13 protein-coding genes are annotated in these 21,961 nt (G+C 35.1%); 8 read left to right on the plus strand and 5 right to left on the minus strand.

From position 1 onward, the window contains the following. Window positions 1-3 precede the first annotated feature (3 nt). The 8 genes from AAYQ19_RS01240 (at window position 4) to AAYQ19_RS01275 (ending at window position 13,114) form a co-directional block, all read left to right on the plus strand. Complete coding sequence (locus AAYQ19_RS01240; RefSeq protein WP_343533018.1) at window positions 4-3,360, plus strand: SusC/RagA family TonB-linked outer membrane protein; 3,357 nt, start codon at window positions 4-6, stop codon at window positions 3,358-3,360. 4 nt (window positions 3,361-3,364) lie between these two features. Beyond that, window positions 3,365-4,825 (plus strand): RagB/SusD family nutrient uptake outer membrane protein, encoded by a 1,461-nt coding sequence (locus AAYQ19_RS01245; RefSeq protein WP_343533020.1) that lies wholly within the window; start codon window positions 3,365-3,367, stop codon window positions 4,823-4,825. Then, window positions 4,812-6,278 carry a hypothetical protein gene (locus AAYQ19_RS01250; protein ID WP_343533022.1) on the plus strand — a complete coding sequence of 489 codons (1,467 nt, stop codon included), beginning with the start codon at window positions 4,812-4,814 and terminating at the stop codon, window positions 6,276-6,278. The genes AAYQ19_RS01245 and AAYQ19_RS01250 overlap by 14 nt, the downstream gene beginning before the upstream one ends. A 76-nt stretch (window positions 6,279-6,354) precedes the next feature. Next, a complete protein-coding gene (locus AAYQ19_RS01255; RefSeq protein ID WP_343533024.1) occupies window positions 6,355-7,497 on the plus strand; it encodes a cytochrome-c peroxidase in 1,143 nt (380 codons plus the stop codon). A 173-nt stretch (window positions 7,498-7,670) separates the two neighbouring features. Next, window positions 7,671-9,125, plus strand: a complete 1,455-nt coding sequence (locus tag AAYQ19_RS01260) for a sulfatase family protein (RefSeq protein ID WP_343533026.1) — start codon at window positions 7,671-7,673, stop codon at window positions 9,123-9,125. A gap of 266 nt (window positions 9,126-9,391) precedes the next feature. Continuing rightward, entirely contained in the window at window positions 9,392-10,042 is a 651-nt protein-coding gene (locus AAYQ19_RS01265; protein ID WP_343533028.1) for a VOC family protein, read from the plus strand. Between the two features lie 82 nt (window positions 10,043-10,124). Further along, a complete protein-coding gene (locus AAYQ19_RS01270; protein ID WP_343533030.1) occupies window positions 10,125-11,390 on the plus strand; it encodes a DUF6624 domain-containing protein in 1,266 nt (421 codons plus the stop codon). 116 nt (window positions 11,391-11,506) lie between these two features. Then, window positions 11,507-13,114 carry a hypothetical protein gene (locus tag AAYQ19_RS01275; RefSeq protein ID WP_343533032.1) on the plus strand — a complete coding sequence of 536 codons (1,608 nt, stop codon included), beginning with the start codon at window positions 11,507-11,509 and terminating at the stop codon, window positions 13,112-13,114. Window positions 13,115-13,142: 28 nt separating this feature from the next. Here AAYQ19_RS01275 and AAYQ19_RS01280 read toward each other — a convergent pair whose 3' ends face one another. From AAYQ19_RS01280 to AAYQ19_RS01300, 5 genes are all read right to left on the minus strand, one after another. Continuing rightward, complete coding sequence (locus tag AAYQ19_RS01280) at window positions 13,143-15,143, minus strand: heavy metal translocating P-type ATPase (RefSeq protein WP_343533033.1); 2,001 nt, start codon at window positions 15,141-15,143, stop codon at window positions 13,143-13,145. Window positions 15,144-15,596: 453 nt separating this feature from the next. Then, a complete protein-coding gene (locus AAYQ19_RS01285) occupies window positions 15,597-16,865 on the minus strand; it encodes an efflux RND transporter periplasmic adaptor subunit (RefSeq protein WP_343533034.1) in 1,269 nt (422 codons plus the stop codon). 2 nt (window positions 16,866-16,867) lie between these two features. Further along, on the minus strand, window positions 16,868-18,109 hold the full coding sequence (locus AAYQ19_RS01290; RefSeq protein WP_343533036.1) for a TolC family protein: 1,242 nt from the start codon (window positions 18,107-18,109) through the stop codon (window positions 16,868-16,870). Between the two features lie 237 nt (window positions 18,110-18,346). Beyond that, window positions 18,347-21,487 (minus strand): efflux RND transporter permease subunit, encoded by a 3,141-nt coding sequence (locus tag AAYQ19_RS01295; RefSeq protein ID WP_343533038.1) that lies wholly within the window; start codon window positions 21,485-21,487, stop codon window positions 18,347-18,349. 109 nt (window positions 21,488-21,596) lie between these two features. Beyond that, window positions 21,597-21,920, minus strand: coding sequence for a DUF6660 family protein (locus AAYQ19_RS01300; RefSeq protein WP_343533040.1), 324 nt, complete (start codon window positions 21,918-21,920; stop codon window positions 21,597-21,599). Window positions 21,921-21,961: the final 41 nt, after the last annotated feature.

The following is a 21,961-nucleotide window of genomic DNA, read 5'->3' on the forward strand; positions in this document are numbered from 1 at the left end:
AACATGACATTTACGATACAGCCCGTTTTAAGAAAAATTCTGTTTTTCTTAGCCCTTTTCATATCTGGTTTTAAAGGATTTTCTCAAAACAAATTAATCACTATACATGCCAAAAACAAACCTATAAACCTAATTATCAAAACGATTGAAGAACAAACAGATTTTAGAATAATTTACAATGCCAGAAAAATTGATGCTGAACAATTAGCTGATTTAGAGGTTAACAATGCGACTTTAGAAACCACTTTAAAACAGTTATTGAAAGACAAAAACATTTCATTTTACATTCAGAAAAAACAAGTCTTGTTGACAAGCGCTGCTCCTGCTCTTCCAAATGCTCCTCAAGAAACAGAAAGATTCATAACTGGAATTGTTTATAATGCAAAAGATAATCTGCCTCTTCCTGGCGCGACAATACGCATAAAAGGTACTGGAATGGGCGCTATAACAGATTCAAACGGAAAATTTGCATATCAGTTAAAAGGAAATGATATTCCGAATATAGTACTTGAAGCTGGCTTTCTCGGAATGGAAACGCAATCTCAGAAAGCTGACAATAAGAATAATTTCATTTTTAACCTTAAAGAAACTACTGATGAACTAAATCCGATTGTGATTACTTCATCATATGGGACAACCAAATTAAAAGAAGAAATTGTTGGAAGTATTTCGACTTTAAACGCAAAAGACATTGCGGTAGAACAAGCTTCTGAAAGTTTTGATAAAATGATTACAGGACAAATTGCCGGAGTTTTAGTAGAAAATACTACTGGTGTTGGTGGTCCTGTAAAAATCAACATTCGCGGTCAAGGTACATTACCGTCTTTAACTGGAGCTATTACAGGAACATCTTCACAGCCATTAATCATTATTGACGGTGTCGTGATGAGCGAGGAATATGCAATCGATAGCAGTGTCTTTGATGGTTCTGGTGATTCGGCTGAAAATCTGGCCAATCCTTTAATGAAAATTGCGCCTGAAAATATTGAAACGATTTCCGTTTTAAAAGATGCTGCGGCAGTTGGTATTTATGGTGCCGACGGAGCAAATGGAGTAATTTTGATTACTACAAAAAAAGGTAAAAAAGGAAAAGCGCAATTTGGTTTTTCAAACCAGCTCGGAATTTCTTCTGCTGTCAACCGAATCAAATATTTGAATGGAGAACAATATACTGAGCTTAGAAATGAGTTCATGAAAAACACTACATCTGGTTATATTCCTGTGGCCTACAATGGTGTAAATACAGATTGGTTTGAAATATTAAACAGAGCCGGCGTTTACAACAAATACAATTTCAACGTATCAGGTGCAACTTCAAAATTTTCGTATCGCACCAATATTAGTTATTTAAAAATTGACGAACCACAAATTGGAAATAGCACTAAACAATTAAATGCAGGCATTAATTTAGGCTTTAATTCTGGAAAATGGTCGGCAAACTTGATGCTTAATCCGAGTTATGTAGAAAAAGACGCTCCGAATATCTTTTATGGCTTCGCTTATTTGCCAACCAATGCGCCTTATAATGCAGATGGTTCTTTTGCTGATTTGGGTGTTAGCGGTCAAACGCGTGGAAATCCTCTAGCTGCGATTGCACAAAATAAAAATGAAACACAGACCTATGGAATTTTAGGAAGTTTGAATTTATCTTATGAATTAAACAAATTCATCAAATTTTCGACGCTTTTTGGTCTCGATTATACGGACAAAGACCAGGATCGTTACTTTTCTGCCGAAAATGAAAGCGGTCAGTTTAATGGTTCTTTTACGCTTAACAATACGCTTTATCCAGGTTGGGGACGTCGTTTGATCAACCAAAGAAATTCAACAAAATGGAATTGGCAGGGACAAGCTTTGTTCAACAAACAATTAAACGAAAGTCATACTGTAGATGGTATCGTAGGTTTTGAACTGAGTGAAGACAAAACCGATTTCAATTATAAATCAGGAGTTGGATTTGTTAATCCAAATCGAATTAATAATGTTACTGATGCTATACGCGATGATAATCCGGCAACACCAGATGTAGATGAATCCAAAGCCGGCCAGACTTATAGAAGCGAAATCAGTTACAACTCTAGAGTTTCGCTTTTATCTCAGGTAAATTATAACTATAAAAAACGTTATTATCTGTTGGCAAATTTTCGTCGTGATGAAAGTTCTGTTTTTGGAGATGATACAAATGTGGCTTACAATGGCGGTGCGGGTATTAGCTGGATTACAAGCAACGAAGATTTTCTTGCGTCAAATACATGGATTGATTTCTTGAAGTTTAAAACCAGTTTTGGTACTACAGGAAACTCCAGAATTGGTTCGTACCGATCAAAAGGCCTTTACAATGTAAGCAATAATAATTATAACGGCAGTATTGGTGCTACTACAGGAGAGGCTCCAAACGGCAACTTAAGCTGGGAAAAGAATACAAAATTCAATGTCGGATTTGACTTTAATATTTTTAATCGAATCGAATTGACAGTAGAATATTATTACGACAACAAAACCGATTTGATTACAACAAGAGATATTCCAACTGAAACAGGTTATAATTCGATGCAATTAAACGCTTCAGACATGTACAACAAAGGTTTTGAACTTACTACCAGAATAAAATGGGTAAAAAGCAATGCCTTTAAGTGGACAACAGCATTCAATATCTCTACTATAGACAGCAAAGTAACTGATTTAAAAGGTTTAGGAAGCGACTATTCTCAAGCAAATTTGGCTTTGGCACAAAAAATTGGCTATAGCACTACTACAATTTGGGGTGTAAAATGGGTTGGAGTTGATCCAGCAACAGGTAGAGATTTAGTTGAAAAAAATGGCAAAGTTTACGATGCCAAAACCTATAACGGACTTTATACGATTGCTGACTGGGAACCAATTGGAGACAAGCAAGCTGATGCTTACGGAGGTTTTTATAACACTTTTACCTTTTATAACAATCTTACTTTATCTGTAAGAGGAGATTTTCAGATTGGAGGAGATTTTTTAGCTTCAAATCTTCTGATCGATCAATATAACAATACATCAAACAGAAATCTTTCTGTAAATGCATACGATTATTGGAGAAATCCAGGTGATAATGTTTCGCAATCTGCTGTAACACTTTCTCCTATCATTCCCAACCTGACCAAATATTTGTATGATGCTACTTATGTACGAATCAGCAATATTAATTTGAGCTACAATGTTCCTTTAAAAAACAAATTCTTGAGCGCTCTTCATGTGTTTGTAGATGCATCGAATGTAGCGTATTGGTACAAAGAAAAGAGTCCGAAAGGAATGAACGGAATACGAGAATACAGTTACACTTATCCACAAGCCAGAACAATTTCACTGGGGGTTAAAGCTAAATTTTAAGAAAATGAAATACTCAAAATACATTACACTATTTTTCCTGTTTTTATCATTACAAAGTTGTAGTGATTTTTTGGAACAGGAACCTGGAACACAAACTTCTATAGATGAGCTTTTGCAAAATAAACAAGGCGTTTTAACTGCGCTAAGTGGTCTTTATACTGAAGTGGAAGCCAATTTAAGAGGCGAGCGTTTTGCTGTTTATGCTGATTTGCAAGGTGGTAATTTAAAATTTACGCCTATTTCTTCGGGTTCAAATCGTGGAATAATTGATCCTTCTACAAATACGCAAAAAGTATATTCTTTTGACGACATAGCCTTAACAAGCGATTTTAAGTCTTTTTACGATGACTCTTACGACATTATCAATCAAGCCAATCTAATTTTAGAATATACTCCTGCACTAAAAGATGCAACAGAAGCCGAAAAAAATCAAATTCTTGCAGAAGCTACAACTATCAGGGCGTATGCGCATTTTCTTGTATCGTTGGTTTACAGTCAAGATTACAATTACACAACAGATGCTTCTCACCTAGGAATCATTTACAATACAAATTCAATAAAATCTGGAATACAATATCCAGCTCGAGAAACTGCAAAACGTACCTACGATTTAATCATAGTCGATTTGAAAACGGCAATCGAGAAGTATTCAGACAGTTCGCTCCTTTTCGGTCCTTCGTATTCGTTTTTTAATAGAAACAGTGCAAAAGCATTGCTAGCGAGAGTATATTTTCAAAAAAATGATTGGGCAAACGCTTATCAAATGGCAAATGATGTTATCACCAATTCTGGAGTAACGCTGATGTCAAAGGAAAATTTGGTTGCAGAATGGGAAAAAACAGATCTTCCTGTATCAGAAATCTTATTGGAATTTTCAGTTCATAAAGATTCTGAAGGAATCGTTGGAGGATCAATGTCACAAAGTTTTGGCTATACATCGGCGACAAGTTTTCAGAAATATGTGGCTTCAAACGATCTTGTTAATTTATACGAAAGTACTGATTTAAGAAAACAATTGTTTCTTGAAAGACCACTTTCTACTTTGGTAAATGGAGTATTAACGAACGTAAATTACAGCTTTACTAAGAAATTTCAAGATAATCCTGGCTACGTAGCTTTTCGATTAAGCGAAATGTATTTAATACGTGCCGAAGCGGCTTTAGGAAACAACCGATCTGATCTTGCTTTGGCTGATTTAAACACCATTCGTGCTCGTGCCAATGCAACTTTAGCAACAAATACTTCTAATCTTAAAGAAGAAATTCTTTTGGAGCGCAGAAAAGAACTTTGTTTTGAAGGACATCTTTTCTTTGATTTGGTTCGAAATCATAAAGATATTTCACGAAATGATGGTTGTATTTCGACCAACTGCAGCATAAAATATCCTTCTTTAAAATTTGTATTACCAATACCAACCTACAATACTGATCTTAACCCTAACTTAAAACAAAATGAATCTTATTAAGACATTTGCTATTTTAATTATAGCTTCGCTGACTGCTTCTTGTTCAAAAGACGATTATAAATTGGGTTCTGATATTGATCCTTATGTACGATTTAATTTTTTGGTAAAAAGCGATAATACGCCTTTAGAATATCCCGTTGTAAACGGTAATCTTGTACCGCAATCCACATATACCAACAGTGCGATCCGAACTTTAAAAGTACCCGTCGCTTTAACAGCGCGTTCCTTAAAAGATGCTGTATCTGTAAATTTTTCTGCTGTTTCGTCAACAGGAAACACTAGCGATTTTATCATAAATCCGATAAATGAATTAAAATTTCAAGGTGCAAAATTGACTGATACTATTTCCATTTCATTTAATAAACGATGGACCGAAAATCAAGATATCACCCTGAAACTAGAAACAGTTTCTGATCCCTCTATCCACATAGGAAATTTAAATACAGAACATGTAGACGATACTTTCAAAGTTGAATTGGCCGCAATTTCAACTAATTATACGTTTCCTGTAAATACATTTTCGATTAAAGGTGAAGTTGGAGAAAAATTTGACTTTGTTGTCAATTTTCCGAATGGCTATTTCCCTTCTGAATTAGAGAATCTTGAAATATTTGAATTTCAAAACGGTTTTGAGTACTCTTTGACGCATGATGCTTTTGAACTTAACAAAAAATCCGTGACTTATCACTTTACGCTTTTGGAAGATTTACAGAATGATGACGTTCTTTTTCAGAGCAAAATCGACTTAGTAAGCACCAGCAATTACCGAGCGACAGGAAATACTAGCTTGACAATTGAAAAACCTATTAAAACAACGAGAGACAATCAATCGAATCCAGCTTCAAAATTTACCGATCCAACAAATGCTTTTTATTTGACCTATGGCGAACATTGGTTTGACAAAAGCGGTACTTGTGCATGGCAAACTTTCAACGCTTTGACTTTTCCTGTCGTAGTAACAAAAGACCACCCAAATGCAATACTTTACAGCGATAAAGGAACTACAAATCCAAATGATGATGTGTATCACGATGCGTTCAAAATTGGATTTAATGTAGCTAGCGGTACCAATACGGTAAATTCTTTTGGTTTGAAAAGATGGTTTTCTAACGAAAGCGGTTCTGCGTCGGTCTCTCCCGGATTCAATATTACCTCAGCTTTAGAATTTTTCCCTGAAAACGGAAATAGCAAAACGCAAGGAACCGTTTTGGTAATTCCACAGAATCTAACTATCGGAAAAGATAAAGACAATACCTATCAAATTGCTATTTCAGGCGAAGGAACGTATAAAGAAATCAGCACTGGTCTATTTGAAATTTCTTTTGAATTAAAGCTTACCAACAACAAACTTTTCGGCGGAACGGTTTCTACACAATACAGAATGTACAATAACAAAACATATCCAAAACCAGCGACGTTGAGTATTGATTGTCCGAAGGAAGTTGATCTTTAGTCTCGATGATGTTTCAAGTTTCACGTTGTTGCAGAACTTGAAACTTGAAACAAATAAAAAAAAAACAAAAATAAAATTGAAAAAACTACTAATCCCTCTCCTATTCCTCTTGAGCTTGACGGCTTATAAAAGCGTGGAAAACCCTGAGTACATCGATATTCAGGAATTGCGAAAATTGTACTCCAGTGGAGATGCTTCAAAATGGCCTAAGGCCGAATTACATGAAAATATCGATAAGACTAAATTTCAAGATATTGGAGTTCTTCCCGCTGTCTCTTATCCATCTTATAATCCGTATTCTCAAGAAAAAGAAAGCTTGGGCAAAATTTTGTTTTTTGATCCCAGATTGTCTCGCAGTGGGCAAATTGCGTGCGCTTCTTGCCACAATCCAGAATTAGGATGGACAGATAATTTAACGCGTTCTTTTGGTCATGATCGTCAAACTGGAAAACGCAATTCGATGACGATTTTAAACTCGGCGTATGCCACATCTTTATTTTGGGATGGAAGAGCCAAAAGTTTAGAAGATCAGGCACAATTTCCTGTTCAAGATCCTTTGGAAATGAATGAAAAATTGACCATTGCGGTTGATAAAATTGCTAAAATCAAAGGCTATAATTCCTTATTTATTTCAGCTTTTGGAGATAAAAACGTGACTTTAGAACGCATTCAATATGCTATTGCCACATTCGAAAGATCCATTAATAGTCCGAAAAGCAAATTTGACCAATTTGTAAGCGGAAAACCAGATGCTTATACAGATGCACAAGTGAAAGGCTTGCATTTGTTTAGAACAAAAGCACAATGTATTAATTGTCATAATACACCTTATTTCAGCGATAATCAATTTCATAATGACGGACAGACCTTATTCGGAACAAAAAATGAGGATTTTGGACGTTATAATGTGACAAAAGATGTAAAAGATATTGGCAAATTTAGAACGCCAACGCTTCGTGAAGTAGCGAACACAAAACCATGGATGCATCACGGGCATTTTCCTAGTTTATTGGATGTTGTCGAATTGTATAATTTGGGAAATCCTTCTCCGGTCCAAAAAAAATATCTGGGAACAGCTCGAGATTCTCTCATTCCAAAAGTTGATCCAATGCTGAAAAAGTTAGATTTAACCAAAGAAGAAATCAATGATTTATTAGCTTTTATTGAGACTTTAAGTACACCAACACGGAGAATTATAATTCCAGAAATGCCAAAATAATTAAAATGTAAAAGTTCGTGAATGTGCCCTAAAGTTCACAAATTTTCTAGCCTGTTTCGATAAATGAAACAGGCTTTTTTATTTTTATTACCAACTTTAGAAATATATTTGCAGTCAACCAAACTTACACTTACACGCCTTTAAACTATTTATTATCCAAAAAACCAGAAATCATGAAAAGAAGTTTCTTCTTAATCCTGCTTTCTGCAATTACTTCTGTGAGTATTGCACAAAGCAAAAAACCAAATTCCAAACCAAATATCATCATCATCAACATGGATGATATGGGATACGGAGACACTGAACCCTACGGAATGACAGGTGTCGCCACGCCCCATTTCAATCAAATTGCACAAGAAGGAATGCGATTTACCAATTTTAATGCCGGACAAGCAATTTGTACCGCATCGAGAGCGGCATTATTAACTGGTTGTTATCCTAATCGAATTGGAATGTCGGGCGTATTGCTTCCAGGGGCAAAACGCGCTTTAAATCCGGATGAAGAAACTATTGCAACGCTTTTAAAGAAAAACGGCTACAAAACTGCCAATTATGGAAAATGGCATTTAGGCAACGAATTGCCTTATTGGCCCACAAATTATGGTTTTGACGAATTTTTCGGAATCCCATATTCGCATGATGTTTGGCCAATTGATTATGATGGCTATTCGAAAGTTACGGATGCTAAAGACATGCGTTCGAGCTTCCCTCCGCTTCCATTGATCAGCAATACGACTATTATTGACACGATTGAAAACATAAAAGATGCTTCAAAACTAACGACTCTTTTTACAGAAAAAGCTGTTGGTTTTATCAAAAAAAACAAATCAAACCCTTTCTTTTTATATCTCACACATCCTTTGCCACACGCGCCTTTGGCCGTTTCAGACAAATTTAAAGGCAAAAGCGATTTAGGCCTTTTTGGTGATGTTATAATGGAATTGGATTGGTCGATTGGCGAAATAATGAAAACTTTGGACAACGAAGGAATTGCAAAAAACACCGTTTTAATTCTGACCAGCGATAACGGTCCATGGCTTGTTTTTGGTGACAATGCAGGTTCTTCAGGTGGATTTAGAGAAGGAAAATCGACTACTTGGGAAGGTGGTACGCGAGTTCCATTTTTAATCCGTTGGCCGGGCAAAATAAATGCAGGAACCGTAAACAGTTCACTTATGACCAATATGGATTTACTGCCTACAATTGCTTCAATTACAGGATCAACTTTGCCTAAAAACCAAATTGACGGTTTGAATTTTCTTCCTTTATTAACAGGAAAAACAACTTCTGCACCAAGAGACGTTTTCTATTACTATTTCGCAAATGGAGGCAATAATTTAGAAGCCATTCGATACAAACATTGGAAACTGGTTTTTCCACATAAAGGCACTACTTACAATAAAAAACTGCAAGGAAAAGACGGTTATCGTGGTGAAGGCGCTTCCGCAGAATTTCCAATGGCGCTTTACGATTTAGCGCATGACCCGGGAGAAGTTCGCGATGTACAGCAATTATATCCTGAAATCGTAGCCCAAATTCAGAAAATTGCCGATACAGCGAGAGAAGATCTTGGTGATGATTTGAATAACAAGGTTGGAAAAAATGTTAGAAAACCTGCAACTTACTAAAACACAAAGCCCGATTAAAATCGGGCTTTTTTATTTAAAAATGACAATTTCAATATGAAAGATTTTTTGATAATCTTACAACAAATGGGATTCGTCCTTTTGTAACTTTAATACACTATTTAAAAATGCCATTTTATATCAATTCATAATTATTTATTATTCTTTTATTGAAACATAAACTATCGTTTTAGTCTTGATATTATAGGCGTTTATTAAATTTGACTGTAACTCAAAAGAAGATTTCTCTTTTTATAAAAAATACTGTTATGAGAATAGATCAAATTGAAATCAAAACAAACGATATTCAAAAAGCGCAAGCATTTTATCAGAACCTTTTTGGGCTTTTTGTTCTTGAAAATGATTCAAAATCGATAACATTTCAGGCTGGAACCTCCATTTTAAAATTTGTTGAAGATCCTCACTTTAATTCCATTTATCATTTTGCTTTTAACATTCCCGAAAATCAGTTAGAAGAAGCCATTCAATGGTGCAAAGACAAAGTTGATTTGATTGTTTTAGAAGATACTAGTGTAGTGACTAATTTCGAAAATTGGAATGCACATTCTATTTATTTCTATGATCAAAACGGAAATTTATTGGAATTCATTGCCAGACATGATCTCAATAACGAGCAAGTTGGCGAATTTAACGCTGCTTCTATTTTATGCATAAGCGAAATCGGAATTGTTACCGAAAGTCCGTTACAATTAGGAAACCAATTAATTGAAGAACACGGACTTCATTTCTTTTCCCAAAACACAAATACAGATAAATTTGCTGCAATTGGCGATCATGAAGGTTTATTAATTCTGGTTCAACCAACCAGAAACTGGTATCCAACTCAGATTCCTTCGGAAAGTAATCCTGTGAAAATATCGCTAGAAAACAATGAAAACCTGATTGAATTACATTTTTAAAATACTTTATATCAAATAGATAAAAATATAAATTTGTACTTTCATCATTGCAAAAAATGCTTTCAATATAATTGTAAAGGACATGAAACATTATTTCTTTCTTGCACTAATATTCGTCAATTTTTCTGCTACTCAGGCACAAATTAATCTCGATTATGAAACCCTAATCGCGGAGGCTTCTCTGCTACATCTTCAAAAAGACTATAAAAATGCTATTCCAAAACTCGAAAAAGCATTTTCAATTCAACAGCCTGATGCTCTCAATGCATACAAAGCCGCTGGAATGTATTCGCTTGACGAAAATAAAACAAAAATATTTCGGTACTTAAACTTGTCATTGGATAAAGGCTGGACCGAGGCTGACCAATTATTGATCGATCCATATTTTGATTTTGTCCGAAATAGATATCCAGAAGATTGGAAATTGACAATACAAAAAGCACGTTTGAGAGAGCAGGAATATGAAAAAACATTGCAGCTTCCTGAACTTCGAAAACAAATTAACGCAATGGGAATTGAAGATCAAAAAATAAGATATTCAAAAATTCAGACTTCTGATCCTGCTCAATTAAATGAATTACGGCAGAAAATTAACGACTTAGATTTTAAGAATCTTTCTGCCGCAAAAGAAATTCTAAAAAAATACGGTTGGCCTAAAATATCGCAAATTGGCAAAGATGGCGCACACAATTTCTGGCTTATTGTGCAACATGCCGATCAAGATATTTTGTTTCAGAAAGCAGCTTTGCATGAAATGGATAAATTGAAAGGAACAAAAGAATTGGACATGGAAAACTATGCTTTTTTGTATGACCGTGTGCAATGCAATCTCAATTATAAACAACTTTATGGAACACAAGTTAACTGGACGCACAACGGCGAAGCTTCAAGCTTTAGAGCAATTTTAAAAGAAAATGAAACCGATAAAAGACGAGCTGTTTTTGGGCTTCTTCCATTAAAAATTTACGCTCTGAATTATGGTTTTCAATATACACTTCCAACAGCCGAAGAATCTTCAAAAAAAGACAAAAAGGATACAGATGATACTTTAAAACTTATTAATGAAGCAAAGAAATTTTACGAATTAAAAGATTTTCAAAAAGTATACGATAATTACAACAACGCTTCGATGATTTTAGGCGGAATGACCAGTGCCCAAAACTTTGAAGCTGCCGAACTTTTTGCTAAAATTTACAATCAAAATCATGAGGAACAGTACAGAAGTATTTCAATTGATTTTTTAAGTTTAAATAAACTGAGAGGAGATTTAAACTTAAAAACGCTTTTAGCTAATAAAGATTTTGTCTCTTTTTATTCTGAAGCTAGATGGAAAGATCTTTGGGATTAAGTTTACCAAAGAAGTTTTCTTAATGTAAACAATCTATTTATTTTTACTAATTTTCAATCGAAAATTCCAGTATTTGACAAAAAAGAAATTTAAATTTTATACGACTGAGAAATTAAATGATAAATCTTAAGCAAATTCTGTTCTTTACAGTTTTAATAACTCACATTGTAAACGCACAATCAAAAGATCCAATTTTGCAAAAACTGATCGACAATAATCTTATTGAACAAAAACAAATAAAAGATTTTGAAAAAAGTCAAGCACGATTAAAAACAAAAAATACCACTTCATATTTGTATGGATTATTTCAATGCGAATATAAAAGCATAACCGGTAATTTTTTTTCTGAGATAGGCTCGCATGATATTTTTGACTCCAAAAAACTGAATGAAGAACAACAAAAAAAGGAAAATCAAGAACTTACCGATTATCTTTTTAAACTTAAAAAATGTGATTTACTTACTAAAGAGCAAGTACAGTATTTTCAGCAGGAAATAAACAACAATTCGTATACTTATAAACTCCAATTTATTAACGATATTACCTTTAAAGCTTTCAAAGCAGATTATATGGTTCCCGATAAACTAAAGGAATTTGCCCATAAATTAAAACAAAATGGAATTATCGAAATGCAAGACCAAAATCTTATTACTGCTATAGACAATCAAAAAATTAAAAACCCAATTGAAATGCTTTCGTATTGTTCTAAAGCTGTTATCATTGATCCAAAAAATTATTCCAGCGAACCTGAAAAGTATTTGGAACTTGTTCATCAAAAAACAGCGGCAATATTACCAGAACTTCCTTTTACCAATTTTGAATTTCAAATTGCACTTGACAGTATCATGTCTGATGAAGATGATAAATTCTACGATTTTATTGTTTCAATACAATCAAATGGGAGAAAATACAAGCAAAAAAGCTTTTACCGTATGTACACTCCTTCTAAAAATAAATATTCTTCAGGTTTTATAGATTCTCAGGAATATTATAAAATTTTCAATAAAATCCTTACTGACCAACATTCGCCGTACAGACTTCATCAAATTACAGCTTATAACGAAGATACAACTGAGGAAAAGACTTTTGGAATAATGGCTTTAACTAAAGAACAGGAAAAAGAATTTCAAAATCCGGAATCTTATTTGGTACCAAGTTCGGAAGATTTCAAAAACAAACCTACAACTTCGGAAATTGAAAAAGCTATCGAAGCGTATACAAAAATTGGCTTGTTTTCAAATTTAACACCAGAACAAATTAATCTTGGGAAAGAAAAGGTTTCCCAACAAGAAAACAGCAATTACAACCAAATACTTTCTGCTTTCCCAAACCTGATTTATTGGTTTGATACAGAGTTAGGAAACCTTGAAGATCCATATGCAGAATTAATTAAAGAATTTGCTACAATCTCTAACAATGAATTTAATCCAACTCAAATTTCAAATTCATTTGATATTGAAAAAGGCAAAAAAACGACATTAAAATTCAAGATGGACAATAAATATTATACTAAAGTTTTTAAAATAGATAATGATTGGATTGACACTGATTTTTTTGATTTTATAAAATCTATTGCAACCGAACATAAGCTAAAAGGGCAGTTTTACGAATTATATACCGGCGGACAAGATGCACAAGTTGTTTTTCTTACCAAAGAGCAATACGATTATATTCGAGCAAATAAGTTGCTTTTATTCGCAGATCAAGAATGGGAAGAAGAATAAATCTTCTTCCAATCCCTAAAATAATATTTTAAAACTTCATTTTCTGAATTCTAACGGCATTTAAAATTGCTAATAATGCCACACCAACATCAGCAAAAACAGCTTCCCACATCGTTGCAAGTCCGCCGGCGCCTAGAATTAACACAAAAGCTTTTACGACAAATGCCAATGTAATATTCTGCCAAACAATTTTTTTAGTTTGTTTACCAATGTTAATTGCCATTGCAATTTTACTTGGTTTATCATCTTGAATTACAATATCAGCAGTTTCGATTGTGGCATCGCTTCCTAAACCTCCCATTGCAATTCCAACTGTACTCAAAGCAATTACAGGAGCGTCGTTTACACCATCGCCAACAAAAGCAACCGTTTCGTTTTTAGCTTTTATTTCGTTGACTTTATTGACTTTATCTTCTGGAAGCAAATCGCCAAAAGACCTTGTAATTCCGAGTTTATCAGCAACAAATTGAACAACATTCGATTTATCACCGCTTAGCATCGTTAATTTTACGCCTAAAGATTTTAGTTTCGAAACCGTTTCTTTGGCATCTTCTTTAATTTCGTCGGCAATAGTCAAATAACCTGCAAATTTTCCATCAAAAGCAATCGCAATTGTCGTATAAACTATTGAAGATGGATCAATATCGTATGAAATATTGAATTTATCTAACAATTTAAAATTCCCTACATGAAGTTCTTTTCCATTATAAATTGCTTTTAATCCGTAGCCTGAAACTTCCTCAATATCTTTCAATTCCACAGAAGAATCAATTGGTCCGACATAATTGTGGATTGCTGTTGCAACAGGATGTGAACTTTTGTTTTCTAAAACATTGATCAATTTTGAAATTTCAGTTTTATCAAATTCAGGTTTTATGATAACCTCCTGGACTTTAAAAACGCCTTCGGTCATCGTTCCCGTTTTGTCAACCACAACATTCTGAATCGTCGAAATGCTATCAAGAAAATTACTTCCTTTAAACAAAATTCCGTTTTTACTTGCCGCACCAATTCCTCCGAAATATCCCAAAGGAATACTGATTACCAACGCGCATGGACAAGAAATAACTAAGAAAACCAAAGCTCGATACAGCCAGTCACTGAACACATAATTATTCACAAAAAACATTGGAAGCAAACAAATTGCAATGGCCAAATACACTACAATTGGCGTATAAATTTTAGCAAACTTTCTAATGAACAATTCTGCCGGCGCTTTTTTAGTTGTGGCATTTTGAACTAACTCCAGAATTTTAGATAATTTACTATCGTTGTAAGCGGTCGTGACTTTTACTTCAGCAATTGTATTTCCGTTTATCATTCCGGCCAAAACAGTTTCACCTTTCTTTTTGGTGTCGGGTTTACTTTCTCCTGTTAAAGCTGCGGTATTAAACGAAGCCGAATCAGATAATAATTCTCCATCCAAACCTAATTTTTCCCCTGCTTTTAGCTGAATAATAGCTCCAATCTGAACGTCTTTGGCCTTAACTTTCACAGCAACATTGTTTTCTAAAACATGTACCTCATCAGGGCGTTGATCGAGCAGACTTTTAATACTCGATTTTGCTCGGTTAACTGCCATTCCTTGAAAGGTTTCTCCAATCGTATAAAACAGCATTACTGCAACACCTTCTGGATATTCGCCTATCGCAAACGCTCCAATTGTCGCAATACACATAAGGAAAAACTCAGAGAAAATATCTCCTTTCATAATGCTTTCATAAGCTTCTCTAAGAACTGGAAGTCCAACTGGAAGATAAGCAATGACATACCAAACAATTCTAACATATCCTGTGAACCAGTCTTGCGGAAAATAATTATCAAAACCAATTCCGATTATCAGTAAAATAAAAGATATAATGGATGGCAGGAACAGTTTAAAAAGGCTTCCTTCAGCATTGTGTTCGTGGTCATGTCCTTCGTGATCGTGTCCGTCATTATCAGAATGCACGGGTTCATCATGAGAGCAACAACAGGAAGGTTTGGTTTTATTTTTTGTACTTTTTACTTCTTTATCTTGATGTATCATTTTTGAGTTTCAGGTTACAAGTTTCATGTTTCAAGTTCGATGAAACTTTGTTTAAAATAATGTCCTAAATTTAAGCAATTTGCATCGTTTTTTTACCACAAAGACGCAAAGACGGTAAGTTTTTTTTGTTTCACGCTCCCGATAGTTATCGGGATAAAAAAGATTTAAGCTTTATGCAGATAATCTTAAATTAAATCTGCTAAAATTTCTCTTTCAATTGTCTCCAGCTGAAGCTGGAGGTTATTTGAATCTAGTGTAAATGGCTTTAGCCTAAAATCGCAAGTTTGGCTAAAGCCATTTAAATTCTTCTATTAAATACCTCGAGCTGAAGCTGGAGGCAATTCAAAAACTTCGCGCTTCGCTCCCGATAGCTATCGGGATTGCGAGCATATTTGACTTCAATAAAAAAACGCAGCACCTTAGTATCTTAGAACCTCAGTACCTTAAAAAAAACTAGTGTGTATGCTCTCCTCCGCCCTTCATTGCTGAAAGCAGATAAAACGCGCCTTTCGTGACAATTTTAGCATTAGCCGGAACATCATTTACAAACTTAACTTCGGTAAAACCTAAATCAGTTGTTCCTGGAATTACTTCAATTGCTTTAAAATGAATTTCTTCTTCGTGAGTTTCTTCTTTTTCACCTTCTTTGTGTTCGTGTTTTTCTTCAACATGATTTTCTTCTTGAATGAAAACATAAAATTTATCCGCATTTTTGACAACCGCATCTTTTGGCAATGCCGGAACTGTGGCATTCACAATATTGATATTTGCCGAAACATACATTCCAGGAATCAGACCTTTTGCATCGGCAGGATCGATTTTAGCGTGAACGGCAACGGTTTTACTTTCGTTAGAAAAAGATTTATTGATTCCGAAAATCTTTCCTTTAATCGATTTATTGGATTGATTTGTTAATACAAAATCAATAACCTGACCAATCGAAATAGAACCTAAATCTTTCTCATAGACATTCAAATCCAAATGCATCTGACTGTTGTCAACCACTTCAAAAAGCGAAACTCCTGTATTGGCAAAAGCGCCTTTCGCAATATTGATTTTCCCCACAAAACCATTTATTGGCGAAACAATTGGCACAACCGATGTTGTTCCTTTTGTGTTTACATGTAAAGCATCCAACTTATTTTTTGCCGCCTGTGCGCGAGCTCTTTCAGTAGCTAATTTGGCTTTTACTTCCTGAAAAGTCTTTCTCGGATTCACATTTTCATCACTCAATGTTTTTTGACGATTGTATTCCAATTGCAAATATTCCACGTTCGCAACAGCGGATTGGTAATCTTCTTGCATTCCGATCACTTCCAGATTTTGAATCGTTGCCAAAACTTTTCCTTTGTTTACGAATGTTCCTTCCAAAACAAAAATGTCTTTTACAGTTCCGCCAATTAAAGTCGAAACCTCAGCAGAATTTTGCGGAGGAACGGTTGTATAACCATTTGCTTTGATGATTTTATTCAGATTTCGATCTTCTACGATTCCCGTTTCAATTCCGACGGTTTTGTACTGAGAAGCCGTTAAAGCAACTTCTGTAGTTTCTTTTTCTTCTTCCTGCGGTTCTTCGGTTTTCTTTTCATTACAGCTTGTTACAGCAATAACCGCAAGGCACGCAAAGACAAAGCGCAAGGCACGCAAGAAAATTAAACTTTGCGTTCTTTGCGTAAATTCCCTTGCGTCCTTTGCGGTTAAATTAATCGATATATTTTTCATTTTTAATTGTTTTTGATGGTTGGAAATTGAAGTTCGATTGCACTTTGATTGTAGCTATGCGTTGCCTCTGCAAATTGTTTTTTAATATCAATTGCCTGATTTAAAAAGCTGATATACGACCAATAACTCATATCGCCATTAGCATAACTTTTCTGAGCAGTTTCAATGATTTGATTCGCATATTGTGATCCTTCATTTTGGAAATATGCTAAATTCTTTTGCTGTTTTTCGAAGTTATTTTTCAATTCTTCTCTTTGCAAATTCAAGATCATTTTGTTTTTATCTAAAGCTAATTGCGACTGCGAAATACTGATTTCGGCCGCTTTGGCTTTAGTAGTATTTACACCTCCAAACAACGGAATCTGCAATCCTGCTGTAAAACCTTGAAACAAAGATTCGGTGTTTATGGTTTGAGCAAAATAGCCTAAACCAACTTTCGGTGTGCGTAACGCTTTAAAAGTCCCCACTTCTTTTTGATAAACCGAGATTTGCTGATTGTAAAAATCGGTCATTAATGTTTCAGCTTTTGTATTTTGCTGATTTTCTATCAAAGTGTATTGTAAAGCGGTGTTTGAATCAGGAACAATATTTTCATCCGTCTGAATGAAAAATTGCAATTGTTTCTGATAAATCGCCAAATCATATTCTAACTGCGCTTTCTGCGTTTCAATTTCTTTTACTTTAGCTTTGGCACTAATGACTTCAATGTTACCGCTTTCTCCAGTTTTGAAACGCAATTCGGCATTCTTTAGAAACTTCGTATAAATCTCATTCAATTCTGAATTGAGTTTCTGAATCGAAACGCCATACAAATATTGATAATACGCCAATGTTACAGCCTTTTCAATTTCATAGGAAGACAATGCTTTTCGTTTTTCAGCCAATTTTGCTAATTCTTCCTGCAATTGTCGGTTGGCTTTTGTAATATTTCCTAACGGAAAAAACTGTTGTACCGAAACATTATGATCATAATCGGCACTATTGAACTGACCGCCTTGATATTGCACCTGCAGCGGATCTGGCTGAAAAGCGGCTTTTTTAAGAACGGTTTGTTTTTCGATCTCTTTATCGGCAATTTTTAAGTCGATGTTGTTTGATTTGGCCAATTCTATTGCTTTTTCTAGGCTGATGGATTGTTGGGCAAATGTTGCAGTGCTTACTAATAGAAATGCACTTAAACGCAATCCCGATAGCCATCGGGAGCAAAGCTTTTTCGATTGATTTTTATACATTGAATTTGTCATTTTTATATTTTATGTTTCACGCTGATTTAAGCTGATGAACGCAGATTATTATTTATAAAATCATATTAAATCTGCTTTAATCTTTTTAAATCTGCGTGAAAAATCTTTTTGCCTCTCGCAGATTAAGCAGATTAAGCAGATTTTTTCTTTAAAATTAATCTGCCATATCTGCTGTCCCGATAGCTATCGGGAGCGAGAGAAATTATTTTTTACACGCAGTAATAAATTATCTAATTATCATATTTTCTCATTTACTAATTTCCCCTTGCGGTTAAACCCACGCTCCAATAGTAAATACAAAATCGGCAAAACGATTAAGGTCAATAAAGTCGCTGAGATTAACCCACCGATTACTACGGTTGCTAGTGGTTTCTGAACTTCCGCTCCTCCACTTGTTGATAACGCCATTGGCATAAATCCTAATGAAGCTACAGCTGCGGTCATCAAAACTGGTCGCAAACGAGTTTTAGTTCCGATAATAATTCTCTGGAATGCATCTGAAATACCTTCTGATTTTAATTGGTTGAAATACGAAATCAGTACAATTCCGTTTAAAACTGCAATTCCGAATAAGGCGATAAAACCAATTCCTGCCGAAATACTAAACGGCATTCCTCTCAGCGAAAGCGCAAAAACGCCTCCGATAGCTGATAACGGAATTGCTGTAAAAATCAACAATGCTTGTTTGACACTTTTGAAAGTGAAATACAGTAAAACTAAAATCAGTCCCAAAGCAATTGGCAACGCAACAGAAAGTCTTTGTGAAGCTTCAATCAAGTTTTCGAATTGTCCGCCGTACGTTACGTAATAGCCCGCAGGAAGTTTAAAACTTTTATCCAGTTTTGCCTGAATTTCTTCGACAACACTTTTAATATCTCTTCCGCGAACATTTAAACCAACAGTAATTCTTCGTTTTCCGTCTTCGCGGATGACCTGCACAGGACCTTGTTCGTATTCGACTGAAGCAACTTGAGAAAGCGGTACTTGCTGACCATTTGGAAGTGGAATAAACAAATTGCTCACATCGGTTATATCGCCACGATTATTTTCGTCCATTCTTACCACAACATCAAATCTTTTGCTTTCGTCGTAAATCTTTCCGGCAACTTCACCCGCAAAAGAAGAACGAATGATTTGGTTGATATCTGAAATATTCAATCCGTAAAGGGCAATTTTATCATAATCGTATTTTATTGTGATTTGTGGCAAACCTGTTACTTTATCGGCTTTTAAATCTCCGATTCCTTCGATTCCTTTTATTTTCGAAATTAATTCTGTTGCTTTGGCGTCTAGAATTTCCAAATCATCGCCAAATATCTTAATGGCAATATCCGATCGGCTTCCTGTCATTAATTCGTTAAAACGCATTTGGATGGGCTGAGAGATTTCAATATTCGCGCCCGGAATAATTTCCATTTCCTTTTTCATCGCATTGGCAATTTCTTCCCAATTATGATACTTCCCTTTCCATTCTTTTTTATCTTTTAGAACAATAATCAAATCGCCACTTTCAATAGGCATCGGATCAGTTGGGATTTCACCGCTCCCTATTTTGGTTACGATCGTTTTAATTTCTGGAAATTTAGCTTTCAAAATTTGTTCATATTTCGTTGTGGTTTCAACCATCTGCGTAAGCGAACTTCCCGTCATGATTGTCGCATTTATTGCCAAATCGCCTTCTTCAATTGTTGGGATAAATTCGCCTCCCATATTTTGGAAAATAAAAAATGCTAAAGCGAATAATCCAACTGCAATAGAAAGCACGACTCTTTTAAATTCTAAAGCTTTTTTCAATAAAGGCGTATAATGACTTTCCAGCCAAGTAATCATTCGATCGCTGAAATTTTCTTTGTGTTCAGTTTTCTTCGAAAGAAACAAAGCACTCATCATTGGAATATACGTCAACGAAAGAATAAAGGCACCGATAATCGCAAAACCAACCGTCATGGCCATTGGCTTAAACATTTTTCCTTCGGTTCCGATTAAAGCTAGAATTGGCAGATATACGATTAAGATGATAATTTCACCAAAAGCAGCGCTATTTCTGATTTTTGAAGCCGAGTTATAGACTTCTTCATCCATTTCTTGCTGCGTTAATTCTTTTTTATTCTTGAATTTCTGCAGATGATGCATCGTAGCCTCGACAATTATGACGGCGCCGTCGACTATAATTCCGAAATCTATGGCGCCAAGACTCATTAAATTGCCGCTTACGCCAAAGGCATTCATCAGAATAACAGCAAACAACATTGCTAAGGGAATAACCGAAGCTACTATTAATCCTGCACGAAGATTTCCTAAGAATAAAATCAAAACAAAAATCACGATTAGAGCGCCTTCTAGTAAATTCTTAGCGACGGTTTTAATAGAATTGTCAACCAATTTTCCTCTATCGATAAAAGCTTCGGCAACAACACCTTCTGGAAGACTTTTATTAATCTGAGCCATTTTTTCATGTACGCGATTTACAACTGCGCTAGAGTTTTCTCCTTTCAGCATTAAAACCATTCCAGAAACGATTTCTCCTTTACCATCTTTTGTTGATGCTCCGTAACGCAATGCAACGCCTTCGCGAACTTGCGCTACATTCCGAACCAAGACTGGCGAACCGTTTCGGTTTTTCACCACAACATTTTCAAGATCTTTTACGCCTTTTGCCATTCCGACTCCACGAATGAAATAGGTATATTGATCTTTTTCAATGTAAGCTCCTCCTGTATTTTGATTGTTTTTTGCTAAAGCGTCAAAAATTTCGGTAATGGTTACACCCAAACTATTGAGCATATTGGGGTTTACTGCGATTTCATATTGCTTTAATTTTCCTCCCCAAGCGCTTACCTCGGCAACACCGCGAACGCCTTGTAATTGGGGAATAATAATCCAATCTTGAATGGTTCGCAATTCAACTGCCGTATATTTATTTTCGTAGCCTTTTTTAGCATAAACATCATACTGGTAAATTTCTCCCAAGCCGGTTGAAATCGGAGCTAATTCTGGCGTGTTTACGTAATCTGGAATGTTTTCTTCGGCTTCTTTTAAGCGTTGGAATATCTGTTCACGTGCCCAATAAATATCAACATCATCTTCGAAAACAACGGTTACAACTGATAACCCGAAACGGGAAATACTACGAAGTTCTATCACATTTGGAACTGTTTTAACGGCTCTCTCTAGTGGATACGTAATTAATTGTTCGACTTCCTGACTTGCTAATGTTGGTGCAGTGGTAATAATCTGAACTTGATTGTTGGTTACATCCGGCAATGCGTCCAACGGTAATTTTTTAAGCGAATAGCTTCCCCAGGCAATAAGCACAAGGGTAAATAATAGTATGACGAATTTGTTTCGTATACTAAACTGAATGATTTTATCTAACATTTGAATCTATAATGACGTGAGAAATTAGACAATTAAATTGTCTGTAAATGTGTGGAAAGTCCACAACTCTCTCGCCTGTTTTCGATCTTTTATCGAACAGGCATAATCATTATGCTATTTGAGGGGGTTGCCAAATACTTCCGTAGAAATCGGAAATAAAAACAGAATTATAACTTGGTAACGGAATTGAAATTTGATGGTACGTTTTAGGGAATTCAAAAACGGTAGCAGATAAGTAACTTAAAACCTGCGCGCCACAACAATTGCACGCACAAAATGGAGAGCACAAATCGTTATCCTTATCATGAGAATGATTTGCTTCAGATGAAAACTGAGCAGTCTTATGCAAAGCACTATTCACTTCCATATCTGCGCAAGGCAAATTTGAAAGTGCCATCAAGTATATTGACAAAAATACTGCAATCCATTTCATACTATAAAAGTACTATTTATTTTTCAAACAAGATAAATTAC

The organism is Flavobacterium mesophilum (assembly GCF_039581405.1).
GTDB lineage: Bacteria > Bacteroidota > Bacteroidia > Flavobacteriales > Flavobacteriaceae > Flavobacterium.

Bases quoted from the DNA above. Each gene is read 5' to 3' on its own strand.
- AAYQ19_RS01240 (WP_343533018.1), top strand. From the start codon at position 4: ATGACATTTACGATACAGCCCGTTTTAAGAAAAATTCTGTTTTTCTTA.
- AAYQ19_RS01245 (WP_343533020.1), top strand. From the start codon at position 3,365: ATGAAATACTCAAAATACATTACACTATTTTTCCTGTTTTTATCATTA.
- AAYQ19_RS01250 (WP_343533022.1), top strand. From the start codon at position 4,812: ATGAATCTTATTAAGACATTTGCTATTTTAATTATAGCTTCGCTGACT.
- AAYQ19_RS01260 (WP_343533026.1), top strand. From the start codon at position 7,671: ATGAAAAGAAGTTTCTTCTTAATCCTGCTTTCTGCAATTACTTCTGTG.
- AAYQ19_RS01265 (WP_343533028.1), top strand. From the start codon at position 9,392: ATGAGAATAGATCAAATTGAAATCAAAACAAACGATATTCAAAAAGCG.
- AAYQ19_RS01270 (WP_343533030.1), top strand. From the start codon at position 10,125: ATGAAACATTATTTCTTTCTTGCACTAATATTCGTCAATTTTTCTGCT.
- AAYQ19_RS01275 (WP_343533032.1), top strand. From the start codon at position 11,507: ATGATAAATCTTAAGCAAATTCTGTTCTTTACAGTTTTAATAACTCAC.
- AAYQ19_RS01280 (WP_343533033.1), bottom strand. From the start codon at position 15,143: ATGATACATCAAGATAAAGAAGTAAAAAGTACAAAAAATAAAACCAAA.
- AAYQ19_RS01285 (WP_343533034.1), bottom strand. From the start codon at position 16,865: ATGAAAAATATATCGATTAATTTAACCGCAAAGGACGCAAGGGAATTT.
- AAYQ19_RS01290 (WP_343533036.1), bottom strand. From the start codon at position 18,109: ATGACAAATTCAATGTATAAAAATCAATCGAAAAAGCTTTGCTCCCGA.
- AAYQ19_RS01295 (WP_343533038.1), bottom strand. From the start codon at position 21,487: ATGTTAGATAAAATCATTCAGTTTAGTATACGAAACAAATTCGTCATA.
- AAYQ19_RS01300 (WP_343533040.1), bottom strand. From the start codon at position 21,920: ATGAAATGGATTGCAGTATTTTTGTCAATATACTTGATGGCACTTTCA.